Source organism: Actinoplanes sp. NPDC051388 (genome assembly GCF_055586225.1).
On record NZ_JBVJIP010000008.1, the window covers coordinates 192,838 to 215,772 of the forward strand.

At 70.1% G+C, this 22,935-nt stretch carries 22 protein-coding genes; 7 read left to right on the top strand and 15 right to left on the bottom strand.

The window, feature by feature from the left end:
* Nucleotides 1-24 precede the first annotated feature (24 nt).
* The 8 genes from ACZ6TI_RS21590 to ACZ6TI_RS21625 form a co-directional block, all read right to left on the bottom strand.
* Nucleotides 25-537, bottom strand: coding sequence for a GNAT family N-acetyltransferase (locus ACZ6TI_RS21590; RefSeq protein WP_465346878.1), 513 nt, complete (start codon nt 535-537; stop codon nt 25-27).
* A 156-nt stretch (nt 538-693) separates the two neighbouring features.
* A complete protein-coding gene (locus ACZ6TI_RS21595; RefSeq protein ID WP_465346879.1) occupies nt 694-1,107 on the bottom strand; it encodes a DUF4395 domain-containing protein in 414 nt (137 codons plus the stop codon).
* Nucleotides 1,108-1,175: 68 nt separating this feature from the next.
* Nucleotides 1,176-1,916: a TlpA family protein disulfide reductase gene (locus ACZ6TI_RS21600; protein ID WP_465346880.1), complete on the bottom strand. Its 741-nt coding sequence runs from the start codon at nt 1,914-1,916 to the stop codon at nt 1,176-1,178.
* Nucleotides 1,917-1,964: 48 nt separating this feature from the next.
* On the bottom strand, nt 1,965-3,863 hold the full coding sequence (locus ACZ6TI_RS21605) for an ABC transporter ATP-binding protein (protein ID WP_465346881.1): 1,899 nt from the start codon (nt 3,861-3,863) through the stop codon (nt 1,965-1,967).
* Between the two features lie 33 nt (nt 3,864-3,896).
* Complete coding sequence (locus tag ACZ6TI_RS21610; RefSeq protein ID WP_465346882.1) at nt 3,897-5,027, bottom strand: glycosyltransferase family 4 protein; 1,131 nt, start codon at nt 5,025-5,027, stop codon at nt 3,897-3,899.
* Nucleotides 5,027-6,283: a M48 family metallopeptidase gene (locus tag ACZ6TI_RS21615; RefSeq protein ID WP_465346883.1), complete on the bottom strand. Its 1,257-nt coding sequence runs from the start codon at nt 6,281-6,283 to the stop codon at nt 5,027-5,029. The genes ACZ6TI_RS21610 and ACZ6TI_RS21615 overlap by 1 nt, the downstream gene beginning before the upstream one ends.
* Nucleotides 6,284-6,374: 91 nt before the next feature.
* Nucleotides 6,375-6,587, bottom strand: coding sequence for a hypothetical protein (locus tag ACZ6TI_RS21620; protein ID WP_465346884.1), 213 nt, complete (start codon nt 6,585-6,587; stop codon nt 6,375-6,377).
* Between the two features lie 124 nt (nt 6,588-6,711).
* The gene (locus tag ACZ6TI_RS21625; protein WP_465346885.1) at nt 6,712-8,082 is read right to left on the bottom strand and encodes an NYN domain-containing protein; all 1,371 of its coding nucleotides are present in this window, start codon (nt 8,080-8,082) and stop codon (nt 6,712-6,714) included.
* Nucleotides 8,083-8,228: 146 nt separating this feature from the next.
* Here ACZ6TI_RS21625 and ACZ6TI_RS21630 point away from each other — a divergent pair, with 146 nt between their 5' ends.
* The 4 genes from ACZ6TI_RS21630 to ACZ6TI_RS21645 all read left to right on the top strand — a co-directional run bounded on the left by ACZ6TI_RS21630 (nt 8,229) and on the right by ACZ6TI_RS21645 (nt 13,279).
* Nucleotides 8,229-10,010 (top strand): DEDD exonuclease domain-containing protein, encoded by a 1,782-nt coding sequence (locus tag ACZ6TI_RS21630; protein WP_465347129.1) that lies wholly within the window; start codon nt 8,229-8,231, stop codon nt 10,008-10,010.
* 87 nt (nt 10,011-10,097) lie between these two features.
* Complete coding sequence (locus tag ACZ6TI_RS21635) at nt 10,098-11,888, top strand: RelA/SpoT family protein (RefSeq protein WP_465346886.1); 1,791 nt, start codon at nt 10,098-10,100, stop codon at nt 11,886-11,888.
* Between the two features lie 32 nt (nt 11,889-11,920).
* Nucleotides 11,921-12,454 (top strand): NUDIX hydrolase, encoded by a 534-nt coding sequence (locus ACZ6TI_RS21640; protein WP_465346887.1) that lies wholly within the window; start codon nt 11,921-11,923, stop codon nt 12,452-12,454.
* Between the two features lie 18 nt (nt 12,455-12,472).
* A complete protein-coding gene (locus ACZ6TI_RS21645; RefSeq protein ID WP_465346888.1) occupies nt 12,473-13,279 on the top strand; it encodes a nucleotidyltransferase family protein in 807 nt (268 codons plus the stop codon).
* 281 nt (nt 13,280-13,560) lie between these two features.
* On the opposite strand, the gene ACZ6TI_RS21650 is transcribed toward ACZ6TI_RS21645, so the two are convergent.
* From ACZ6TI_RS21650 to ACZ6TI_RS21660, 3 genes are all read right to left on the bottom strand, one after another.
* On the bottom strand, nt 13,561-14,106 hold the full coding sequence (locus ACZ6TI_RS21650) for a GNAT family N-acetyltransferase (RefSeq protein WP_465346889.1): 546 nt from the start codon (nt 14,104-14,106) through the stop codon (nt 13,561-13,563).
* A gap of 58 nt (nt 14,107-14,164) precedes the next feature.
* On the bottom strand, nt 14,165-14,773 hold the full coding sequence (locus ACZ6TI_RS21655) for a GrpB family protein (protein WP_465346890.1): 609 nt from the start codon (nt 14,771-14,773) through the stop codon (nt 14,165-14,167).
* 68 nt (nt 14,774-14,841) lie between these two features.
* Nucleotides 14,842-15,129, bottom strand: coding sequence for an Lrp/AsnC family transcriptional regulator (locus ACZ6TI_RS21660; RefSeq protein WP_465346891.1), 288 nt, complete (start codon nt 15,127-15,129; stop codon nt 14,842-14,844).
* 71 nt (nt 15,130-15,200) lie between these two features.
* On the opposite strand from ACZ6TI_RS21660, the gene ACZ6TI_RS21665 reads away from it, so the two are divergent.
* Nucleotides 15,201-16,163 (top strand): threonine ammonia-lyase, encoded by a 963-nt coding sequence (locus ACZ6TI_RS21665; protein WP_465346892.1) that lies wholly within the window; start codon nt 15,201-15,203, stop codon nt 16,161-16,163.
* 965 nt (nt 16,164-17,128) lie between these two features.
* Here ACZ6TI_RS21665 and qcrB read toward each other — a convergent pair.
* From qcrB to ctaE, 4 genes are all read right to left on the bottom strand, one after another.
* The gene (gene qcrB, locus ACZ6TI_RS21670; protein ID WP_465346893.1) at nt 17,129-18,748 is read right to left on the bottom strand and encodes a cytochrome bc1 complex cytochrome b subunit; all 1,620 of its coding nucleotides are present in this window, start codon (nt 18,746-18,748) and stop codon (nt 17,129-17,131) included.
* A complete protein-coding gene (gene qcrA, locus ACZ6TI_RS21675) occupies nt 18,745-19,857 on the bottom strand; it encodes a cytochrome bc1 complex Rieske iron-sulfur subunit (protein ID WP_465346894.1) in 1,113 nt (370 codons plus the stop codon). The genes qcrB and qcrA overlap by 4 nt, the downstream gene beginning before the upstream one ends.
* Entirely contained in the window at nt 19,854-20,702 is an 849-nt protein-coding gene (gene qcrC, locus ACZ6TI_RS21680) for a cytochrome bc1 complex diheme cytochrome c subunit (protein ID WP_465346895.1), read from the bottom strand. The genes qcrA and qcrC overlap by 4 nt, the downstream gene beginning before the upstream one ends.
* Nucleotides 20,703-20,766: 64 nt before the next feature.
* Nucleotides 20,767-21,366: an aa3-type cytochrome oxidase subunit III gene (gene ctaE, locus ACZ6TI_RS21685; RefSeq protein ID WP_465346896.1), complete on the bottom strand. Its 600-nt coding sequence runs from the start codon at nt 21,364-21,366 to the stop codon at nt 20,767-20,769.
* A gap of 124 nt (nt 21,367-21,490) precedes the next feature.
* On the opposite strand from ctaE, the gene ACZ6TI_RS21690 reads away from it, so the two are divergent.
* Entirely contained in the window at nt 21,491-22,453 is a 963-nt protein-coding gene (locus tag ACZ6TI_RS21690) for a cytochrome c oxidase assembly protein (RefSeq protein WP_465346897.1), read from the top strand.
* Nucleotides 22,454-22,504: 51 nt separating this feature from the next.
* A complete protein-coding gene (locus ACZ6TI_RS21695; RefSeq protein WP_465346898.1) occupies nt 22,505-22,930 on the top strand; it encodes an RNA-binding protein in 426 nt (141 codons plus the stop codon).
* Nucleotides 22,931-22,935: the final 5 nt, after the last annotated feature.

A 22,935-nucleotide genomic window follows, 5' to 3' on the forward strand; every position in this document is an offset into this window, starting at 1 on the left:
GCTCCCCGTTCCGGTCGGCGCGCTTCACCCGGTCGGGGGAACCTGCAGATCTCGATCGGGGTCGATGACCCAATGATTGGTGCGCAGCCGGTGGTCCCCGAAGACGAAGTCCTGCTCGGCGACGAACCGGAAGCCGAGGCTCCGGCAGATGCCGTTCGACGGCGCGTTGGTGACCCCCGGGAAAGCGTGCACGCTCGCCCAGCGCTCGTCGCCCTTGGCTCTCTCCAGCAGCGTGGCGACGGCCCGCTTGCCGACTCCCCGGCCCTGGAACTCGACGAGCACCATCCACCCGATCTCAGCGATCTCCGGACCGTGGTCGGCGTGCCGCCAGAGCGCGAGCGACCCGGCGACCTGCCCGTCGATCTCGATCATCTTGAGCCAGGCGGTGCCGGTCTGCGAGAGCTCCACATCCCGGCGCACCTTGTCGGCGATGCCTTCGCGTGGGAGCGGCCCACCCAGCTCGGACATCATCGCCGGATCACACCGCATCCGGATGTAGGCATCGACATCGCCGAGCTCAACGTCCCGCAGAAGCATCGCTGCATTGTCGCAGCGTTCCCCGCGTGGGGCCGGGCGTGGACTGGGCGACGGCCGCGCGGCTTTATCGCGCCTCGCCGCGCCGGCTAAATGCGTGGGCGTCTCCATTGCGCCGGGCCGTGGGCGACCTTGTCGCGCCTGGTTGGCGCGGGTGGCTTACCGCGCCGGGTGGGAAAGACGGCGCATCGCCAGGTAGGCCTCGCAGCCCAGGCACAGGCCGAAGGCGGCGTTGAGGAAGGCGGCCAGCAGGCCGAAGGCCGCGAAAGTGAGGCCCATGGCGGTGAGGCCGGACAGATAACCGATCGCCGCGAGGGTGAGGAAGACGAAGCCGACCAGTTGGGCGAAGCGCACCGGGGCGGCGGACTCGCGCTCGGCCGGCGGGCCGAGCCGCGGCAGCAGGAGCGCGCGATAGATCAAGGCGTAAGGACCGCGCCGCGGGTCGGCCGCGGTGACGGCGAAGACCACCGCCTGGGCGAGCGCCAGCCAGCCCCAACCGGTCGCGAGCACCGCAATGACCACGACACTTGTCACGGTCGCGGCGAATCGCTGGCCGCGCGGATCAAGTTCCATCCCCTGACTGTCGCACCTCGCGCCCGGCTCGCCACCGTGAGCGGCATCACCATCGCTGACGTGCAGATTCAGGGTTTGATGACCTGCCCGAGCACGGCGATCAGCTGGGCCTTACCGGGCACCCCGGTGGCACGCTTGATCTCCCGCCCTTCGGCATCGAGCACCAGCAATGTCGGGGTGCGCCAGATGTCGAGAGCGCGGACCGCCTCGAGGTGGCTCTCGGCGTCGACCTCGACGTGTCGAACACCGGGCACCATCGCGGCGACCTCGGCGGAGACCCGCCGGACGGCCCGGCACGGCGCGCAGAAAGCGGACGAGAACTGCAACAACGTCGCGGACGCGGCGCCGACGCCGAGCGCCGTCAGCAACGCGGGCTCGATCGGCGGCGCGGCATTCGTGGTCGCCAAGAACGGCTCCGGCTCCGCCGCCGCAGGTGCGGACGACATCGACCGCGTCGCGGAACCCGGCGTCTGCGTCACAGACGGCCGAGCCACCTCCCCGAGGCCCTGCTTCGGGGTCACGGCCGAAGTCTGCGCCGCGGCCGCGGCGGCAGGCGCCCCAGAGGCCGTGGCGAGAGCCGCGGTCGCGGCCGGCGACCCAGTGGCGGTAGGCGACCCAGTGGCGGTAGGCGACCCAGTGGCAGACGGCGCGGTCGCGGCAGACGGCGCGGCCGCGGCAGACGGCGCGGCCGCGGCTTGGGCCCGTCTCGGCTTGGCGTCGGTCAGGCGGCCGTCCGTGTGGCGGCGCCACAGGCCGAAGCCGGTGCCGGCCAGCAGCACCACGGCGACGACGAGCAGGCCGACGGTCATGTCGCCCACTCTGGCACGCACCCCGCGCCCGCGGCCATGTGACGCCGGTCAAGCCGTCTGGTAGGCGCTCGCCTGCAAGGTGAACAGCTGCGCATACGTCCCGCCGACGGCCATCAGCGCAGCGTGATCGCCCTCCTCGACCACCGACCCGTGGTCGAGCACATAGATCTGGTCCGCCTCCCGGACGCTCGCCATCCGGTGCGTGATCAGGATGACCGTGCGCCCGGCGGCCAGTTCGCGCAGCCGCAGGTAGATCGCGTGCTCGGCGCGGGCGTCCAGGTTCGCCGTCGGCTCGTCGCAGATCAGCAACGGCGCGTCCCGATAGAACGCCCGGCTCACCGCCAGCCGCTGCCACTGCCCGCCGGACAGGTCCGCTCCCCCGGTGAAGTGCCGCGACAGCAGCGTGTCGTACTGCCGGGTCAGCTCCATCACGAAGTCGTGCGCGTCGCCGGCCCGGGCCGCGTCCTGCACGGTGTCCACGTCGACCGCTCGGTCGTGCCGGCCGATGGTGATGTTGAGCTGGGCGGACAGCGGCCATCGGGTCGGCTCCTGCATCACCACGGCGACGCGTTCGCGGACCGACTCCGGGTCGAAACCGGTCACGTCCGCGCCGTCCCACCGCACCGCGCCACGCTGCGGTTTGTACAGCCCCGCGATCACGGCCGCCAGCGTGCTCTTGCCGGACCCGTTCTCGCCGACGAGGGCGATGATCTCGCCGCGGCGTACCGTCATCGTGACGTCCTGGACCGCCGGCCGCTCCGCGTCCGGATAGCTGAAGGTGACGCCTTCCAGGCGGATCTCGGCGAAGCCGGTCGGCGCCACCACACCCGGCGCAGGTTCGGCGTGGGCGCGCGACAGCTCGCAGAAGCTCTCGAAATCGGCGAAATAAAGACCCTGTTCAAACACCCGGTTGGCGGAGTAGGCGAGATCTGAGAGCTTCCCGATGCCGACATTGATCGCGTACGCCGCCGCGCCGCCCGCCGCCAGCTCGATCCGGCCGGCCCAGAGAAGCCAGAGCAGCACCGCATAGGTGAGCCCGGTGATGAACCCGCCCACCGCGGTGGCCGCGAGTGTCGTCCGCACCACCGTGTCGGACAGTTTGACCTCGCGCCGGGTCGCGATGGACAGCAGCCGCCCGGTCTCCGCCAGCAGAAACCCGCGCAGGGTGAACGCGCGCAGCTCGGGCGCGGGTTCTCGGGCGGCGAGCAGCTCGGCCAGCATCCGCTGCCGCCGCCACATGGCGATCAGCCGGATCAGGTTGCGGCGCCGCAGCTGAGCGCCGCGGGCGGTGGCCCAGCAGACCGGCACGACGGCGAGCACCAGGAACGGCAGCAGCGCCGGGTGCAGCGAGGCCAGCACGCCGATGGCGGCGATCAGCCCGACCAGGTTGGTGAGCAGCTCGATGCCCAGGTTGACGAGCTGCTGGGCGGCGAAGATCCCCTTGTCCCGGGCGCGTTCCATGGCGTCGCGCCACTCCGGGTCGTCGAACGTGGACAGTTCCACCTCGGTGGTCAGCCGGAGCAGTCGCATCTCGGCGACCTCGGCGACCCGTGGGGTGAGGCGGCCGTTGGCGGAGGTCGCGGCCGAGGTGAGCAGCCCGCGCAGCGCCAGCGCCCCGACCAGCAGGATCAGCGACGGCGCGGCCGCCCGCACCCGCTCGGGGGTGGCGCCCTCGCGGAGCAGCCCGTCGAAGACCCCGACCACGCTGATCAGCCCGACCGCGCTGACCACGCCCGAGGCGAGCTGCAGCACCAGCACCGCGATCGTGGTGCGCCGGCCGGCCTCCCAGGCCAGCGACCAGGACGCGCGCAGCAACGCGGGCAGCCGCCGGGCCATCGCCGGGAACCCGGTGTCGGCCGCCTCGGCGGTGCTGGTCAACCAGTACGGCAGGGCAAGCTCGTCGTCGTCATCGACAAGATCGTCCTGGGTGGACCGGTTTTGCGCCATGTCGACTTGATACGTCAGCGCAACGCTGTGTGTCTATTCATTCACCTGCAGCAGTGATGCCATCCGCTCGGCCTGCTGCTCCCACCGCCACTCACGCTCGACCCACGCGCGCCCGGCCGCGCCCATCGCCGCCGCTCGGTCCGGGTCGGCCAGCAGGTCGGCCACGCGCCCGGCGATGGCCGGCACGTCCCGCCCACCGACCACATATCCCGTCTCGCCCTCGAGCACCGCGTCGGGCGCGCCGCCGGAGTCGCCGGCCACCACCGGCAGCCCGGTCGCCGACGCCTCCAGATAGACGATGCCGAGGCCCTCGACGTCGAGCCCGGCGGCCCGGGTGCGGCACGGCATCGCATAGACATCGCCGGCCGCATAGAGCTCCGGGAGCCCGGACCAGGGCACCGAGCCGGTGAACACGACGTCCTTTTCGACGCCGAGGTCGCGGGTCAGCCGCTCGAGCTTGGACCGATAGGGACCGCCGCTGCCCAGCAGCAACGCCGCGCCCGGCACCCGGCGGCGGATCGCGGGCAGCGCCTTGATCAGCATGTCCTGCCCCTTGCGCGGCACCAGCCGGGAGACGCACACCACGACCGGGCGGTCGCCGAGCCCGAATTTCGCCCGCACCCCGCTGCCGTCCGCGCCGGGGTGGAACGTGTCCACATCGACGCCCGGCGCCAGCCGCTGCAGGTCGGTGAGCCCGTGCAGCGCGCGGTCGAGCCGCACGCGCTGGTAGTCCGTCAGGTAGGTCACCACGTCGTTGCCGCGGCCGATGCCGCGCAGGGCCTGCCGGGCGCCGGGCAGCTTGGCCCAGCCGATCTCGTGGCCGTGGGTGAGCGCCACCGCGCGCCGGATGCCGGCATCGCGGCGCAGGCCGGCGGCGAGCAGGCCGAGCGGCGCGGCGGCCCCGAACCAGACCGTGTCGCACTCGCGGGTGCGGGCGATCTCGGCCGCCCGGCGGGCCACCGAGGGCGTCGGCAGCAGCACGCCGGTGCTCTCCCGGATCACCTCGAACGGCTGCTCGGCGTCGAACTTCTCGGCGCCGCGCCAGGTGGAGGCATAGACCACCACCGAGCCGGCCGGCTGCCGCACCGCCAGGTTGTGCACGAACTGCTGGATGCCACCCGGCCGCGGCGGGAAGTCGTTGGTGATCAGCAGGGTGCGGCCCATCAGCGCTCCCCGCGGGCGAACGCCCGCGCGGCGGCCATCCGCTCCACCGTGGACGGGTGGCTGGCGAACAGCAGGTGCTCCCAGGCCGGCGGATCGGGATCGGACAGGTTGACCGTGCCCAGCCGGCGCTGCATCGACTCGAAGGTGGCCGCGTCGTCGGTCAGCTCGAGCGCGTGCGCGTCGGCCCGCGCCTCCACCTGCCGGGTCACGAACGCCTGCGCCGGCGTCGCCACCAGCCCGGCCACCGTGGCGACGGCGATCAGCAGGCCGAGCGCCCGCGGCTCGGCGATCGACTCGACCCCGGCCGATCGCAGCAGCCACCCCCAGAAGCCCAGCAGATAGAGCGCGACCACCCCGGCCGCGGTGCCCAGGGCGCCGATCACCGTGCCGGTCAGCACGTCGTTCGCCTTGGCGTGGCCGAGCTCGTGCGCGGTCACCGAGACCACCTCGGCCGGGGTCGCCTCGGTCAGCATGGTGTCGTAGACGACGATCCGCCGGGTCGGCCCGAAGCCGGACACATAGGCGTTGACCGCGCGGGTGCGGCGGGACGCGTCGGCGACCAGCACGTCGCGGACCGGCACGCCGTCGCGCTCGGCGAGCTGGAGCAGCTCGGTGCGCAGCGGCCCGGCGGCCATCGGGGTGAACCTGTTGAAGATCGGCTCGACCACCACCGGGAGCACGAACGACAGCAGCACCACGAGCAGCGCCGCGCCGGCCGCGCCCCAGGCCCACCACCAGCGCGGGGCCAGCCGGACGACGAAATAGAATCCGAGCAGCGCCAGGCCACCGATCACCGCGCCGACCGCCCACGACTTGAGCAGGTCGACGATCCACGGACCCCAGGTCTGGGTGGAGATGCCATAACGCACCACGACGGTGTGCCGCCAGGCCGCGAACGGCAGCGTCACCACCTGGGCGACGAGCACCAGCAGCAAGCCGCCGAGCAGCGCCTGGGCGATCCAGTGGTCGCCGAAGGGCCGTCCGGCCAGCGCCACCAGCTTGGCGCCGAGCGGGGTGAGCCCGAGCACCAGCGCCACGATCAGCCCGATGATCATCGAGCCGTAGGACCCCGGCCGCAGGTCGGAGTGGAACTCGCGGGCCCGGGTCACCTTGTCGGCCGGCAGCTGGCCGAGCGCGGCCAGCTGGTCGGCGCGCGGCGCCGGCGGCCGGTGCCAGGGAATCAGCACCGCGGCGGTCACCACCAGCACGATCGCCAGCACGCCCAATGTGCACAGGGCCCAGACTCGTGGCGTCACGCGAGCATCCTAGGGTCTGCTTTAGGAGGGGTCGGAGTGAGGCGAGGTCCAGGTGTCGTCTGGCCATCCCTCCTAAAGCAGACCCTAGGGATCACGCGACGTTACGGCGGAACGGGACGGCCACCGGCGGCGCGGGCGTCTCGAGCAGCTCCACGTCGAAGCCGGCCAGCTCGAAGACCTCGATCGCGCGCATCTCGCCGGGGGTCAGGTCGGTGATGCCGTCGGGCGTCTCGGACAGGGCTTTGACCAGGCAACCGTGGCACTCGTCGGCCTGAGTGGCACAGCGCCCGCAGTCGATGATCATCGTTCCTCCACCCCAAGTTCCACATTCGCCCCTGGCACTCGCCGCGCGAGTGAATGTGAAACCAGGGGCAGCGACGGGGACCATCACTGCTCATCACGCTACGGAGGGGGTACGACAAAAAGCGTCAGGTGCGGCTCAGCCTGCGCAGAAGCGAGTCGGCGCCCATCGGATACGCACCGTGGCGACGCACGCCGTCGGCCACCTCGCGGTCGGAGGACACCACGACGAGCGGCCGCCCGGCCGGCTCGCCGCGCACCAGCTGACGGATCAGCTCGTCGGCGGTGTCGCCCTTGCGGGAGAACAGCACCCGCACGTTGCGCGGCGCCGGCGGCAGCCCGTGCACCCGCTCGGCGCCGTCGAAGACCACGGTCACCTCGTCACCGGTCTGCGCGGCGAGCCCGCCCAGGCCGGTGATCAGGCGCTTGCGCTGCTGCTCCAGCGACATCTCGGCGAAGCCGCGCTTGGTCACGTTGTAACCGTCCACGATCAGATGCGCCCGGGGCAGGGCGAGCAGCTGGTCGAGGCGGGCCGGGTCGTCGGTGTCCTGGGCGCGGGCGCGGGACCGCTCGGGCGCGCCCGGCCGCTCGGCGGACTGGTCGGCCACGTAATCAGCGGGCAGCTTGTCGGACGGGCCCAGGGCGAGCTCGCGGCGCAGCCCGGAGGCGGCCTGCCCGATCGTCTCGAGCAGCAGCCAGAGGCGGGCGTCGTCGGCCGCGCGGGCCTCCTTGGCGGCCTGCTTGCCGGTGGCCGCCATCGCCTCCGCGTCGGCCAGCCGGGTGCGCATGCGGCGCACCTCGGCCTCGTGATCGGTGGTCGCCTTGGCGGCCCGGCCCTTCTCGACGGCCAGCAGCTCGCTCGCCCGTTTCTGCGCGGCCAGCGCCTCGCGCAGCGCCTTGGACGTGGTGCGCGACTCCTCGCGCAACTGACCCAGCTCTTCCCGCACCCGGGACAACTCGTCGCGGAGCTTGTCGGCCTCCACCCGGGCCACCGCGCGGTCGTGCTCGGCGCGGGCGGCGCGCTGCTCGGCGTCGCGCACCTGGTGGACCATCGCGGCGCTGTCCACGTCGGCGCGCACCGCATCGCCGGCGTCCGCGACCAGCGCCCGCCAGCCGTCCGGCCGGGCCAGATAGGCGATCGCGGCGACCTCGACGGGATCGGCGGCGGCCGGCGCCATGCCGGAGGAGATCGCGGCGCCCAGGTCACCGGTGTCGGCCAGCACCCGGGTGCCGATCCGCTGCCGGAACAGCGGGTCGGACGCGAGCTGGGCGGCGAGCGCGGCCCCGCCGAGGCGTGCCCGGCGATGGGGTGCGAAACGGGCAACCTTACGAAGCGGTACGGGTACCTCGTCCATCGGCAGCCCCGGCAGCGCCGCGGCGGTGAGCGTGGTGACCCGCTGCCGCACGGGTTCGGGCAGGGTGGGCTCGGCGTCCACGTGGCCACCGTCGGCGGCCGCCTCCTCCATGGGGCGGTCGTCGATCGGCTCGGCAGCGGACATGAATTCATTGTCCCACCGTGCGGGCGGTAACCGCCGAACTCCGAAGGTGATCTTTTCCGGCCCGGTTCCGGGAATTGTCGTACCCCCGTCCTAATCTCCCCGGCGTGGAAGCACAACCCGCTTATGTCCAGGGCGCAGGACGATTCGTGCAGGGCACTCTGGACACCCTTCTGACCGCAGACGGCTCGGTCGATCCCGCGGCGCTCTCGCTGCGTGACACCACGTTCGTGGTGCTCGACCTGGAAACCACGGGCGGCGCGCCGGACGGCGGCGGCATCACCGAGATCGGCGCGGTCAAGGTCCGCTCGGGCGAGGAGCAGGGGGTGTTCGCGACGCTGGTCAATCCGGGTGAGCGGCTGCCGCCGTTCATCACCGTGCTGACCGGCATCACCGAGGCGATGCTCGCGCCGGCGCCGCCGATCGAGGTGGTGCTGCCCAGCCTGCTCGAGTTCCTGCGCGGGTCGGTGCTGGTGGCGCACAACGCGCCCTATGACGTCGGCTTCCTGAAAGCGGCCTGCGCCCGGCACGGTTATCCGTGGCCGCAGTTGCGGGTGCTCGACACGGCCGCGGTCGCCCGCCGCGCGCTGACCAAGGACGAGGTGCCCAACCGCAAGCTGGCCACGCTGGCCCGGTTCTTCCACGCCGCGGTCGAGCCGACCCACCGGGCGCTGGACGACGCGCGGGCCACCGTCGACGTGCTGCACGGGCTGATCGAGCGGCTGGGCAGCTTCCGGGTGCACACGCTGGGCGACGCCGTGGAGTTCGCCAAGGCGGTCACCCCGGCCCAGCGCCGCCAGCGCCATCTCGCCGACGGCCTGCCGCACGTGCCGGGGGTCTATGTGTTTCGCGCGGCCGATGACCGCGCCCTCTATGTGGGCACGTCGAAGGACATCGCGACCCGGGTGAAGACCTACTTCACGGCCAGTGAGAAACGGGCCCGGATCTCCGAGATGGTGGCCGCGGCGGTGCGGGTGCAGGCGGTGGAGTGCGCGCACCCGCTGGAGGCGGAGGTCCGCGAGCTGCGGCTGATCGCGGCGCACTCCCCGCCATATAACCGCAGGTCGAAATATCCGGAAAGGGTGGTCTGGCTCAAACTGACCGACGAGGCGTATCCCCGTTTGTCGGTCGTGCGGGCACTGGCCGACGACGCCGCGGCCTATCTGGGGCCGTTCTCCTCGCGGCGCACCGCCGAGCTCGCCGCCGCCGGGGTCTATGACGCGGTCCCCCTGCGTCAGTGCACCCACAAGCTGTCGACCAGGACCAAGACGCCGGCCTGCGCACTGGCCGAGCTGGGCCGGTGCCCGGCGCCCTGCGAGCACGAGATCACCCCGGAGGAATATGCGGCCCGCGCCGCCCTGCCGTTCCGCACGGCGACCTTCGGCGACCCGCGGCCGATTGTGGACGCCCTGATGGCCCGCATCGAGCTGCTGTCCTCCCGGCAGCGTTACGAGGAGGCGGCGGTCGTCCGGTCCCGGCTGATCGCGCTGCTCCGGGCCACCATGCGCATGCAGCGGCTGGGCGCGCTGACCCGGCTGTCCGAGCTGGTCGCCGCCCGGCGCGATCAGATCGGCGGGTGGGAGATCGTGGTGGTCCGGCACGGCCGGCTGGCCGCCGCGGCCACCTCGCCGCCGCGTGTGCATCCACGTCCGACGCTCGATCTGGCTCGCGCCACGGCGGAGACTGTCCGGCCCGGACCGGGACCGGTTCCGGCCGCCTCCGCGGAGGAGACCGAGCGGATTCTCGCCTGGCTGGAAAAACCCGACACCCGATTGGTGGAGACTTCCGGCGACTGGGTGTCACCGGCTCGTGGCGCCGCGCGGTTCACTAGCCTTCTCACCAGGGCTGAGGCCGCTGCTGCGGGGCGAGACTCGTCCGTTCGCTCATCGGTAACTGACCGTTCGGACGACGCTCGCTCGCTTAGGCTGTAGGGCAACGCGGGGTTACCGGTGAGTTTTCCGGTTCCTCCCCGTGCCAGCCCCGTGGACAAAGCGGACGAGCGTGGAGGAGGTGTCCGAGTGGACGTCGACGCCGGCCACGGCGCCGCACTCGGGCGCGCCCACAGTTCGGCACCCCGCGAGATAACGCTCTCCCAGCGCCTGCGCTCCTTCCTGAGTTTCCAGGGCAACGACGACGACCCGATCGTCAAGCTCACCCGCACGCATCGCGCGATCCACCCGTCGGCCGACGCCAACGTGCTGCGCCGCAGTTTCAACATCGCGGACAACATGCACCGGGGGCAGAAACGCAAGAGCGGGGATCCCTACATCACGCATCCGCTCGCCGTCGCGCAGATCTGCGCCGAGCTGGGCATGGACACCACCACCCTGGTCGCCGCGCTGCTGCACGACACGGTGGAGGACACCAGCTACACGCTCGAGGCGCTGCACGGCGACTTCGGCCCCGAGGTGGCCCACCTGGTCGACGGCGTGACCAAGTTCGACAAGGCGTTCTACGGCAAGGTCGCCGAGGCCGAAACGATCCGCAAGATGATCATCGCGGCCGGCAAGGACGTCCGGGTGCTGGTGATCAAGCTGGCCGACCGGCTGCACAACATGCGCACGCTGGACGCCCGTTCCCCCGCCTCCCGGGCCCGCATCGCCACCGCCACGCTCGACGTGCTCGTCCCGCTCTGCGACCGGCTCGGCATCCAGGCCCTCAAACGCGACCTCGACGACGTGGTGCTCTACCACCTGGAGCCGGACGCGTTCGCCCGCATCGACGAGCACGTGCGCAACCGCTCGGGCTGGGACGAATACCTGCACGACGTGATCGACAAAGCCCGCGGCGCGCTGCGCAGCCATCGGGTCAGCGCCGACGTGCACTGGCGGCCGCGGCACTACTACTCGATCTGGAAGGACAGCGTGGCCGGTGGCCACGCTGTTCCATTGGACCTGCCGCGCATCGCCGTCGTGGTCGACGGGCCGGACACGGACTGTTATGCCGCGCTCGGCGCCATCCACGGCGAGTGGCGCCCGGTGGCCGGCCGGTTCAAGGACTTCATCGCCTCGCCGAAGAACAACCTCTACCGCTCGCTGCACACCACGGTCACCGGCCCGGGCGGCAGGCTCGTCGAGGTGCTGATCCGCACGCAGTCGATGCACCGCTGCGCGGAATACGGCGTGGCCGCGCCATACCGATACCCGAAGTCCGCGATCGGCGACTCGGCGCCGGGCACCGACCAGCTGACCTGGCTCAAGCGGGTGCTCGACTGGGAGCAGGACACGGTGGACGCCGCCCAGTTCCTGTCCTCGCTGCGGTGCGACCTGTCCGAGGGGCAGATCCAGGTGTTCGCGCACGGCAGCACCGTCGAGTTGCCGGCCGGATCGACGCCGGTCGACGCGGCGTACGAGTTGAGTCTGGAAAAGGGTGAGCAGTGTCTCGCCGCGACCATCAACGGACGTCTCGCACCGCTCAGCTCGCAGCTCCGCGACGGTGACGTCGTGGAGATCTTCACCGAAAACGAGGGCCACGTCGCGGTGGAGCCGAACGCGCCGCGCGGGCCGAGCAAGGACTGGCTGCGGTTCGTGAAGTCGAGCCAGGCCCAGATGCAGATCAACAGGTACTTCGCCGAGGACAACGAGCCCGGCATCAGCATCGCGGACAAGATGCGCCTCGGCCGGGCGACGATCGGGCTGACCCTGCGCAAGCACGACCGCGGGCTGGCCAGCGAGGTGCCGCTGCGCCGGCTGGCCGACGACCTGGGTTACCCCGACCTGGAGACCATGCTGGTCGCCGTCTTCGAGCGCACACTCGACCCGGACGTCGTCGTCGAACAGCTGATCACCCTGGTCGACCACCCGGACTGAGTGGCAGGCACCGGCCCGATAACCTGGCGATCGTGAAGATCCCCCGGCGGCTGCGCGGATACGCCTACCAGACGTTCTACCGGCTGCCCGGCCACATGCGCCGCCGGATCGTGCGGCTCATCGTCCCGAAATACCTGGTCGGCGCGGTCAACGTGATCACCGACGCGGACGCCGAACCACCCGGGCGCATCCTGCTGCTGCGTCAGCCTCCGGGCCGCGGCTGGGGTCTGCCCGCCGGCCTGCTGAAACACCACGAGGCGCCGGCGGTCGGAGCGGCCCGCGAGCTTTTCGAGGAGTCCGGCCTGCGTCTGGACCCGGCCGCGCTGCGCCCGGGAAACCCCAACGCGATCATCCATCCGGCCGGGTGGATCGACACGGTCTTCTTCGGTACGGCGCCGGCCGCCACCGTTTTCACGGTCGACGGCGGCGAGGTGCTGGAGGCCCGCTGGTTCCCGCTCGACGACCTGCCGGGCCTGACGCCGAACACGGAACTGCTGCTGGGCGTCTACGGCATCGGGCCGGCGGCCGGGAACGACCCGGCGGACTCCCCCGATGTGGACTGGTAGGCGCTCGTGGTCTGCGCGGTGATCCTGGCGGCCGGCGAGGGACAGCGTCTGCGGCCGCTGACATCACTGGTGCCGAAGGCGCTGTGCCCGGTCGGGAATGTGCCCCTCCTGGATCATTCGCTGCGGCGGGTGTCGAGGCTGGGGCTCGACGTGGCGGTGAACGCGTCCTATCTGGCCGAACAGGTGGTCGCGCACGTCGGTGATCGGGCGCACCTGTCGGTCGAGCCGGGTGGGCCGCTCGGCACGGCCGGCGGCGTGGGCAACCTGCGGGACTGGATCGCCGGGCGTGGGGTGCTGGTCGGCAACGCGGACGCGTACCTGTCGGACCCGGATCGGGAGCCGGGCAAGGACATCGCGGCACTGTTGGACGGATGGTCGGGCGAGACGGTGCGGTTGCTGACCCTTCCGCTGCGTCCGGGGGAAACGGGAGGGTTCAGCGGGCGCCGGTTCGCGGGGTTCTCGTTGTTGCCGTGGAAGCGGGTGCGTGAGCTGGCGCCCGAGCCTGGCGATCTGGTCCGTCTGGTGTGGCGGGCGGCCGAGGCGGAGGGATCGTTGGAGCTGGTCCCGTATTCGGGGACGTTCATCGATACCGGGACGCCGGCGACGTACCTGGCGGCCAATCTGCACGCGGCCGGCGGTGGGAGTCTGATCTCGCCTTCGGCGGTGGTTTCTGGGGTGGTCACGGAGTCGGTGGTGGGGGCGGGGGCTTCGGTCGCGGGGGCGGTTACCCGGTGCGTTGTCTGGGCGTCTTCCGTTGTTGGTGCCGGTGAGTCTCTGGTTGATTCGATTCGTGGGGCTGGTCTCACTGTTGGTGGTCGTTCCTAGGGACGTTGTGGCGTCGGACCTTGGGTGGGTTGGTGGCGGCTCTTCTTGTATTCGGTTGCGGCTTTGTGGGTGCGTGATGGTTCTTCTTGGGGGCTGATTGTTCGGGGTTGGGGCGGGGTCGTTGTCTCAAACTCGGGCTGTTGAACCCGGTCTTTGGTGTGCTTGGTGCTCGGCTCGTTCTTTGCTCGGGGTGTGGCTTGGTGCGTGGGCGTCTGGTTGCGGTCCCTGGCGATGGGCGCTCTTGCTTGCTCGGCGGCTGAGTGCATGTTCGCTGGTTGGGCTCATGTGGACGGTGTGGACCGCGTCGTTGGGGGGCGTTGGGCGAGCCACTGGTCGGCGTTCCAGGCGTGGAAACGCTCCAGCTCGGTGAAACCCAGCTTTGTCGCCAGGCGCATCGAGCCGGCGTTGGCGGTTTGGGTGGCGAGGACTATCGGCTCGCCGGGGAGGGCGTTGTCGAACCAGTCGAGGGCTGCGGCGCATGCCTCGGTGGCGTATCCGAATCCCCACGCCTGCGGCAGGAAGAGGTAGCCGAGATCTACCTTTCCCAGGGCGGCGGGGCGGTGCCTGGGTGGTCTTCTGAGCAGGATGTGGCCGATCATCGTGCCGTCGAGATCGACTACGAAACTTCCGGGCCATTGCTCGGGTATCTCGGGTGTTTCGCGCTCGAGGTCGTCGCGTGGGCGAGGGCCGCCGAGGTAGGTGTGCACCTCTGGCGAAGCGAGCAGGTCGATGAAGGTTGCGCGGTCCTTCGCCTGAGGCTCACGGAGCACGAGCCGGTTGGTCTTGATCGGCTCGGGCGGCCAGGCGACCGGGCCCAGATCTGACATCCGCGCAGGCTAGCAGCGGCCGGCAACGGTGTCCTCCGGCCGGAAACTCCCTGCGCCGTCAGGGTCTATCGCTGGTGGCGCGTAGGCCGGCTTGCTTCAGGATGTCGAGGATGATGTCGGCCTTGGCGTTGACGTATCGGGCCATGGAGAGGGGGTGTTCGGCGGCTGCCTCGTGTTTGCGGGCGGCGTAGCGGTCGCGGTCCTGCGGGTGGGTGCGCAGCCAGTCGCGGAAGACCAGGTGGCGCAGGTATTCGTCGCAGTCGGGGCCGAAGACGTGCAGGTTGACGTCGTGGGTTTCGGTCCACAGGGCTCGGTGTTCATACCAGTGCGGCTCGCGGGTGCGCAGGGTGTAGCCGGCGTTGCTCAGGGCGGGGACGTAGGCGTCCTCGTCGCTGGGGTCCGCGACGATCAGGTCGATGTCCACGCGGTCCTTGGCCGGCAGCCCGGGCACGGCGGTCGAGCCGACGTGTTCCATGGCGAGTGCCCGGCTGCCCAGGACGGACCGGATCTTGCGCTCCTCCCGGGCGTAGCGCTGCGGCCAGCTCGGGTCGTAGGGGCTGATCGTGATCGGCTTGGTGACCTCCGCGGGTCGGGTTCCGACCACGCGGGCGGCCATCTGCTCCGGGGTCAGAGCCGCCGCCGGCACCGGCAAGGGTGGAATGCGCACGCGGCGACCCTACTGGGACAGATCAACCCACCCACTCACCTCGGCCGGCGTGGGGCGGCGGCGCGGTGCTAGTCGGCGTCGGGGAGGCCGATGGCGAAGGCGTCTTCCAGGTCGTGCTTTGAGTAGGCGCGGAACGCTACGTAGGTTTCGGTGTTGACCACGCCTGGGGTTTTGGAGATCTTGCCGGCAATCACCTCGGCGATGTCGTCGAAGTGCGGCACCCGGACGATCGCGATCAGGTCGGCGTTGCCGGCGACCGAATAGACCTCGCTCACGCCGGGCTGGGCTGCCAGCGCCTCGGCCACCTCGGGGATCGAATCAGTGGCACAGTCGATGTGCACGATCGCAGTATTCACGAGGCCATGCTATCGATCCTGGCTCTCCGCCGATCCCACCTCCCGGCAGCAGGGTGCGGTAGCTTGCGTCGGTGGTGAGCGTGCGCCTTGATCTCGAGCGGATCCGGGCCGCCCGCTGCGTCATCGATCCGGTCTTTCTGGATACGCCGTTCTACCGGTGCGACGAGTTGGGGCGCCGACTCGGCTGCTCGGTGAGCATCAAGCTGGAGACGGCCAACCCGGTCCGCAGCTTCAAGGCCCGCGGCACCGAGCTCATCGCAAGCCGACTGGCCGACCAAGGTCACCAGGCTGTCGTGTGTGCGAGCGCCGGCAATCTCGGTCAGGCGCTGGGCTGGTCGGGGCGCCGCCGCGGCCTCGCCGTGACGGTGGTGGCCGCGCGCCAGGCGCCCGTCGTCAAGCTCGACCGCATTCGCGCGCTCGGTGTCGAGCTGGAGCTGGTGGACGGCGACTTCGAACTGGCCCGCGAGCGGGCAGCGGCCCTCGCACGGCAGCGCGACATCCGGCTGGTCGAGGACAGCCTCGACATCGAAACATGCGAGGGCGCCGCCACCATCGGCCTGGAGCTGGCAAACAGCACCGACCGGATCGACGCCGTCTTGATCGCCCTCGGCGGCGGCGCCATGGCCACCGGCGTCGGCCACGTCCTCAAAACCCTGATGCCGGACACAGAGATCATCTGCGTCCAGCCCCAGGGCGCGCCCGCCATGACCCGCTCCTGGCACGAGCGGCGAGTAGTCACCACCGACTCCACCAACACCATCGCCGACGGCGTGGCCGGCCGCTTCCCCATCCCCGCAGTGCTGGACGACCTCCTCCAACTGGCCGACGACGCCGTCCTGGTCGAAGAGGCCTCCATCATCGAGGGCATGAAACTGCTCCTCGAATGCGCCGGCCAGGTAGTCGAGCCCTCAGCCGCCCTGGGCGTCGCAGCCCTCCTGGAAAACCGCGACCGCTTCGCCAACCGCCACACAGCAACAATCCTCTGCGGCGCAAACGTAGACCTCAACAACTACCACCACTGGCTCCACCCCTGATCACCCCACCCAAGCAGGACACCGAACAAGCCCCCAGAGCAGCCAGCGCCCACCGCGATTAAGCCCCACCCAGCCGACCAAACCCAGGCGCTCCACGCCGACAGTGCAACCAAGTCCCGCCCCCGGCGACGAAAGCCGAATGCCAGGACCTTTCGCAGTAGCAACGAAACCATCAGCACCTCAAGACGCCGCATATGTTCACCAACAGCGGCAGCCACATCCCAGAAAGATTCAGCAGTCCGACGACAGCAGCCACAACTGCCGACCCACCGCTCCGCCGGTCCGCCGGATTTCAAGGCCGCAACAAACCGCGGGCGCCTTGAGCGCGAATCGTCGAGCCACTCGCAGACTCTGGAGCCGGCGCCGAGCGACGCAAGCGCATCCACCGCCGGGGACCGCAACCAGACGCCCACGTCCAAGCGCACCGCGAGCGCGCCCACCGCCAGGGAGCGCAACAGACTGGAGGGCGGGGGGGGGGGGGGGGGGGGGGGGGGGGGGGGGGGGGGGGGAGGAAAAAAAAAAAACAACCCCCAGCAAGGACCTTATGGGTGGTGGGGGGGGATGGGCTGGCGGAGGGAGTGGCGCGGGGGGGGGGGGGGGGGGAGAGGGGGGGGGGGGGGGGGGGGGGGGGGGGGGGGGGGGTGGGGGGTGGGGGGGGGGGGGGGGGGACCCCCCCCCCCCCCCCGACCCACCAGCGCCACCACCCACGCACCAAGCCCCAGCCACAGAAAAAACGAGCCGAGCACCCAAGCACACCAAAGACGGGTTCGACAGCCCGAGTTTGAGACAACGACCCCACCCCAACCCCGAACAATCAGCCCCAAAGAAGAACCATCACGCACCCACAAACCCGCAACCGAATACAAGAAAAGCCGCCACCAACCCACCCAAGGCCCGACGCCACAACGAACCCCAAAAAAGAAGGACCCGCCAAAAACAGCGGGCCCTTCAAAACAAACCAAAGATCAACGACCGGACGTGATCTCCTCACGATCCACAGGAGCGGTAACCGGCGGCAGAGCAGGCGACACAGGCGCCTCAGCCGGCTTCTCCACCGGGAAGAAGAACCCCTTGACCGCCGGCGCCAACGCCCCCACGCGGTTCATCTTCTTGGGCACAACCCACCCCGCATAATCCAACGGCAGCGGATGCCCGTGCTCGTCGACCGGGCTCAACGGCTGGTGCACCTCGACGAAGCGACCATCCGGCAGCCGCTTGATGATGCCCGTCTCGACACCGTGCGCCAGCACCTCGCGGTCGTGCTGCTGCAGACCCAGGCAGATGCGGACCGAGATCCAATATGCCAGCGGCGGCAGGATCACCAGGCCGATGCGGCCGGCCCAGGTCATCGCGTTGAGGCTGATGTGGAACTTGTCGGCGATCACGTCGTTGCCGCCGGACAGCGTCGCCACGATGAAGAATGCCAGCGACATCGCGCCCACGCCGACCCGCTCGGGTGCGTCGCGGGGGCGCTGCAGCAGGTGGTGCGAACGGTAGTCCTTGAGGCGTCTCGCCTCCATGAACGGATAGGCCATCGGCACCGTCGTCAGCGCGCCCAGCCCGACCACCGCGGGCCAGAACAGCGGCGGGATGCTGTAACCGTCGCCGAACGGCAGCGTGATCTGCCAGGCCGGCATGAGCCGCACCAGGCCGTCCATGAACATGACGTACCAGTCGGGCTGCGATGCCGAGGACACCTCGGACGCCCGGTAGGGCCCGAACAGCCAGATCGGGTTGATCTGGAACAGGCCCGACATCAGCGCCACGACCCCGAAGACGGCCATGAAGAAGCCGCCCTGCTTGAGCGCGTATCGCGGGAACATGCGCTCGCCGACCACGTTGTGGTTGGTCCGCATCGGGCCGGGCCACTGTGTGTGCTTCTGCTTGAACACCAGGCCCAGGTGGACGCTGATCAGGGCGAGCAGGCCGCCCGGGATGAGCAGCACGTGGGCGATGTAGAAGCGGCCGATGATCAGGTGGCCGGGGAACTCGCCGCCGAAGATCGACGCCGAGACCCAGGTGCCGACGACCGGGAGGGACAGCATGATCGCCGAGGCGATGCGGAGGCCGGTGCCGGAGAGGCCGTCGTCCGGGAGCGAGTAACCGGTGAAGCCGGCCAGGAAGCCGAGCAGGAACAGCGAGACGCCGATCGCCCAGTTTGCCTCGCGGGGCTTGCGGAAGGCGCCGGTGAAGAAGATGCGCGCCATGTGCACGACGATCGACGCCATGAACAGCAGCGCCGCCCAGTGGTGCATCTGCCGCATGAACAGGCCGCCACGCACCTCGAACGAGAGGTTGAGCGACGACTCGTAGGCCGCGGACATGTCCACGCCGCGCAGCGCCGGGTAGGCACCCTGGTAGGCCACCTCCTTCATCGACGGGTCGAAGAAGAGGGTGAGGAAGGTGCCGGTGAGCAGCAGGATGATGAACGAGAACAGGGCGATCTCGCCCAAAAGGAACGACCAGTGGTCAGGGAAGACCTTGTTCAGCAGACCCCGCAGCGGCGTGGCTGCTTGGAATCGGTCGTCGACTCCTCCGGCGACTTTCCCGGGGACCTGCGCTATATCGAATTTTCGGCGCTTCATGGCCGCTCCCAGAAATCAGGTCCGACGGTCTCCCGGTAGTCCGAACTTGCCACAAAGAAGCCCTCCGCGTCCACCGTTAGCGGCAGCGCGGGCAGCCTGCGGCTGGCCGGACCGAAGATCGGACGGGCGTTGTCGGTGATCAGGAACTGCGACTGGTGGCACGGGCAGAGCAACCGGTTGGTCTGCTGCTCGTACAGGCTGGCGGGGCAGCCGGCGTGCGTGCAGATCTTCGAATATGCGACGTAGTTCCCCCACATCGCGCCCTTATTCGTGCGATCGGCGTCACTCGCGGCCCGGGCCGACTGGGCGTCTTCGTCGCGCAGGTGGATCAGCAGCGTCGGCGAGTCGGCGTACTCGTTCGTCGCCCCTCCCGGAATGCCGGGGAACACCGTGATCTGACCGCCGACGCTGACGTCGTCGGGCCGGATCGGGGTGCCGTCGGCCCGGGTGAGCCGCACCGGCTGCCCGTCGTTCGGCACCGGGTCGAAGCCGGTGTGGAACAGCTCCGGCTGGTCGTCCTTGTGCGGGTTCTCGATCAGGCCACCGATCAGCGGCGCCGCGGCGACCAGACCGAGCGGCGCCAGGCCGAGCGCGATCGCGCCCTTGAGCAGCGGCCGACGCTGCACGTCGAGCTCCTCCGCCACGTACAGCATGGTCTGGCCGGTGATCACCCGCTCGTCGGAGTCGGACGGCTGGTCGTGCCGGTCCTGGATCGACACCTCGTGCGGCAGCAGCTTCTTGGCCCAGGCCAGGATCGCGAAGCCCAGCGAGAGCAGCGAGACCGCCAGCGAGATGCCGAGCACCGCGGTGTAGTAGTCGTTGATCTGGTAGCCCAGTTCGTACTCCCAGGGCCACCAGATGTACGCGATCAGGAAGACCAGCGCACCCGCACCGGACAGCAGGAACAGCAGCGAGATGTTGCGGACGACCCGCTTCTCGGCCTTCGAGTTCGGGCCCTGGAACTGCGACTCGTACGTGACGATCTCGATGTCGTCCCGGCGCGCGCCCTCTTTGACGATGTCGAAGCGGGACAGCCGCGGGTCGTGCACGTCGACCTTCTCCGTGCCGGAGTCGTGCCCGTGCGGGTGCTCGTCCTTCACAACGGTCATGACTTCCCCGCAATCCACAGCGCCACGAAGACCAGAACGGTGATGCCCACGACGAAGATCGCCAGACCCTCGGTCACCGGACCGTAGCGGCCCAGGTTGAACACGCCGCCCGGATCCTTGTCCTCCTGGATCTGCACCTTGACGTACGTGATCAGCTCGCGCTTCTCGTCCGGCGACAGCTCGTTGTCCCCGAACACCGGCATGTTCTGCGGGCCGGTCAGCATCGCCGCGTACATCTCCTCGGCGGTCGCGTCGTGCAGCGACGGCGCATATTTCCCGGAGGACAGCGCACCGCCGCCGCCACCGAAGCCGTGACAGGAGGTGCAGTTGATGCGGAAGAGCTCGCCACCCTTGGCCAGCGCCTCGGGGTTGCTCTCCAGGTTGTCCTGCAGCTCGCCCTCGGGCACCTGGGGGCCGCCGCCGAGCTCCTGGATGTACTGCCCGATCTGCGCGGTCTGCGCCTCGTCGAACTGCGGCGGCTTCTCCTCCGCCTGGGCCTCCTGGCGGGTCATCGGCATGCGGCCGGTGCCCACCTGGAACTCGACGGCGGCCGAGCCGACCCCGATCAGCGCCGGGCCACGGCCCTCGACACCCTCCGCGTCCCGCCCGTGACAGGTGATGCAGGAGTTGTCGAACAGCGCCTTGCCCTCCTGCGCGGCGGTGGACAGCGTGCGGTCGTCCTCCGCCTGCGCCGTGGGCGTGAAGGCGGTGTAGACGCCACCGGCCAGAGCCAGGGCGGCGAGCATGCGGACCGCGGCGCCGATCCGGCGACGCACCCGGCTCGGCGCGCTGCGGCGCCGGCCGAACACCCGGGAACGCCGGCCGGCGGGGGTGTCAGAACTCATGGGCGGTGTCCTCTGGTCGAACCTTGCTCACGGACAAACGGGCTGAGTCTCGGAGACCGCATGATCACTGCAACCAATAGATCATGGCGAACAGCGCGATCCAGACGACGTCCACGAAGTGCCAGTAGTAAGAGACGACGATCGCCGAGGTGGCCTGCGCCGGGGTGAACCGGCCCATGGTCGTCCTGATCATGTAGATGATGAACGCCACCAGGCCGCCGGACACGTGCAGACCGTGGAAGCCGGTGGTCAGGTAGAACATCGAGCCGTAGCCGTCGGCCTGCATCGTGATGCCCTCGGCGACCAGGTTGCGGTACTCGTTCACCTGGCCGAGCACGAAGATCAGGCCCATCACGAAGGTGACCGTGAACCAGCGCCGGAGCGCGAACACGTCGCCCTTCTCCGCCGCGAAGACGCCGAGCTGACACGTCACGGAGGACAGCACCAGGATCACGGTGAACGTCGTCGCGTACGGGATGTTCAGCACCTCGGTGTGCTTCTCCCACAGCTCGGGCGCCGCCGCCCGGATGGAGAAGTACATGGCGAAGAGCGCCGCGAAGAACATGAGCTCGCTGGAGAGCCACACGATGGTCCCGACGCTCACCATGTTCGGGCGCGTCAGCGAGTGGATCCTGCTCTTGTCGATGGCTGAAGCCGCAGTCACCGGCTCATTATTGCCCCGCGATCAGGAGAACGTGCCGCGGGGGGCCCAATCCGGCGTGTGTCGCGACCCGGTATAACGATCTCGGTCGGGCAGGGCCTAGCCTCGAATGGTGCAACACGCCGAAATGCCTGCTCCGATCGCCGCGGCGGGGGATACTGTTCCGCCTCCGTTCACCGTGGGAGCGCTCTTCACGCAGATCAACGTGGCCAGTCTGATCGCGGTCTTCCTGGTGGTCGCGGCGGCGCTCTATCTCTACGGGGTGTGGCGGCTGCGGCAGCGCGGGGACGCGTGGCCGGCCGGTCGCACGGTGGCCTTCCTGCTGGGTGGGCTGGGCTCGATCGCGGCGGTCACGGTCACCGGCGTCGAGGCGTACGACACAAGTCTTTTGTCCGTGCACATGATCCAGCACATGGTCCTGTCCATGGTGGGCCCGATCTTCCTGGCCCTGGGCGCGCCGATCACGCTCGCGTTGCGCACCGTCCACCAGCGTCCGCGCCGGATCCTGCTGTCCGTGCTGCACAGCCGGGTCGTCGGCGTGGTGACCTATCCACTGGTCGCGTTCGGTCTGTTCGTCGCGAACCCGTTCGTCCTCTACTTCACCGGGCTCTACCGCGCCACGCTCGAGCACGCCTGGCTGCACGAGCTGGTCCACGTGCACTTCATCGTCACCGGCTGCCTGTTCTTCTGGCCGCTGCTGGGCCTGGACCCGCTGCCCAACCGCTGGCCCTACCCCGCTCGCGCCCTGCTCATGGTGCTTTCCGTGCCGTTCCACACGGTGCTCGGGCTGACCATCATGCAGAGCACCACGCTGCTCGGCGGCGACTGGTACCCGAACCTGGGCCTGACCTGGTCCGATCCGAAGTCCGACCAGGTGGTGGCCGGCGGCATCCTGTGGGCCGGCGGCGAGATCGTCAGCGTCACGATGCTGGGCATCCTGGTTCTGCAGTGGATCCGGCAGTCCGAGCGTGAGGCCCGGCGGATCGACCGGGCGCTCGACCGGGCCGAGGCCGACGCGGCTGCCGGGGACACAGAGCCCCAAGTCAAGACCGAGGAGCCGGGGGTACGCCCGGAGCCCGCCGGACACTGACCGGTTCGCTACGATCAGCGGGCAGCTACGAGCGTGGGAGCCTGGTCACCGATGAGCGACAACTACACCGTCCTGCTCTACAGCGACGACGCCAAAGTGCGTGACAAGATCCGGATGGCCATCGGCCCCCGCCCCGCGGCCGACCTGTCGATCGAGTTCACCGACGCGTCCACCTGGGAGGACTGCCGCCGGCTGCTGGACGAGTACGAGATCGATCTGATGATCCTCGACGGTGAGGCGTCCCCGGCCGGCGGCATCGGCATCGCCCGCCAGACCAAGGACGAATACGCGACCCCGCCGCCCACCTGCGTGGTGATCGCCCGGGCCGCGGACCGATGGCTGGCGGCCTACGCGCAGGTCGACCAGACGCTGATCTACCCGCTCGACCCGGTGACCACCGGCCAGACCGTGGCCGCCATGCTCCGCGGCCGCCGCGACGGCGCCATCCCGCTGGGCACCATGGGCACGCTGGGCTGACCGAC

Coding starts and splice junctions, on each gene's coding strand:
- ACZ6TI_RS21590 (WP_465346878.1), bottom strand. CDS start 537: ATGCTTCTGCGGGACGTTGAGCTCGGCGATGTCGATGCCTACATCCGG.
- ACZ6TI_RS21595 (WP_465346879.1), bottom strand. CDS start 1,107: ATGGAACTTGATCCGCGCGGCCAGCGATTCGCCGCGACCGTGACAAGT.
- ACZ6TI_RS21600 (WP_465346880.1), bottom strand. CDS start 1,916: ATGACCGTCGGCCTGCTCGTCGTCGCCGTGGTGCTGCTGGCCGGCACC.
- ACZ6TI_RS21605 (WP_465346881.1), bottom strand. CDS start 3,863: ATGGCGCAAAACCGGTCCACCCAGGACGATCTTGTCGATGACGACGAC.
- ACZ6TI_RS21610 (WP_465346882.1), bottom strand. CDS start 5,027: ATGGGCCGCACCCTGCTGATCACCAACGACTTCCCGCCGCGGCCGGGT.
- ACZ6TI_RS21620 (WP_465346884.1), bottom strand. CDS start 6,587: ATGATCATCGACTGCGGGCGCTGTGCCACTCAGGCCGACGAGTGCCAC.
- ACZ6TI_RS21625 (WP_465346885.1), bottom strand. CDS start 8,082: ATGTCCGCTGCCGAGCCGATCGACGACCGCCCCATGGAGGAGGCGGCC.
- ACZ6TI_RS21650 (WP_465346889.1), bottom strand. CDS start 14,106: ATGTCAGATCTGGGCCCGGTCGCCTGGCCGCCCGAGCCGATCAAGACC.
- qcrB (WP_465346893.1), bottom strand. CDS start 18,748: ATGAAGCGCCGAAAATTCGATATAGCGCAGGTCCCCGGGAAAGTCGCC.
- qcrA (WP_465346894.1), bottom strand. CDS start 19,857: ATGACCGTTGTGAAGGACGAGCACCCGCACGGGCACGACTCCGGCACG.
- qcrC (WP_465346895.1), bottom strand. CDS start 20,702: ATGAGTTCTGACACCCCCGCCGGCCGGCGTTCCCGGGTGTTCGGCCGG.
- ACZ6TI_RS21690 (WP_465346897.1), top strand. CDS start 21,491: ATGCCTGCTCCGATCGCCGCGGCGGGGGATACTGTTCCGCCTCCGTTC.
- ACZ6TI_RS21695 (WP_465346898.1), top strand. CDS start 22,505: ATGAGCGACAACTACACCGTCCTGCTCTACAGCGACGACGCCAAAGTG.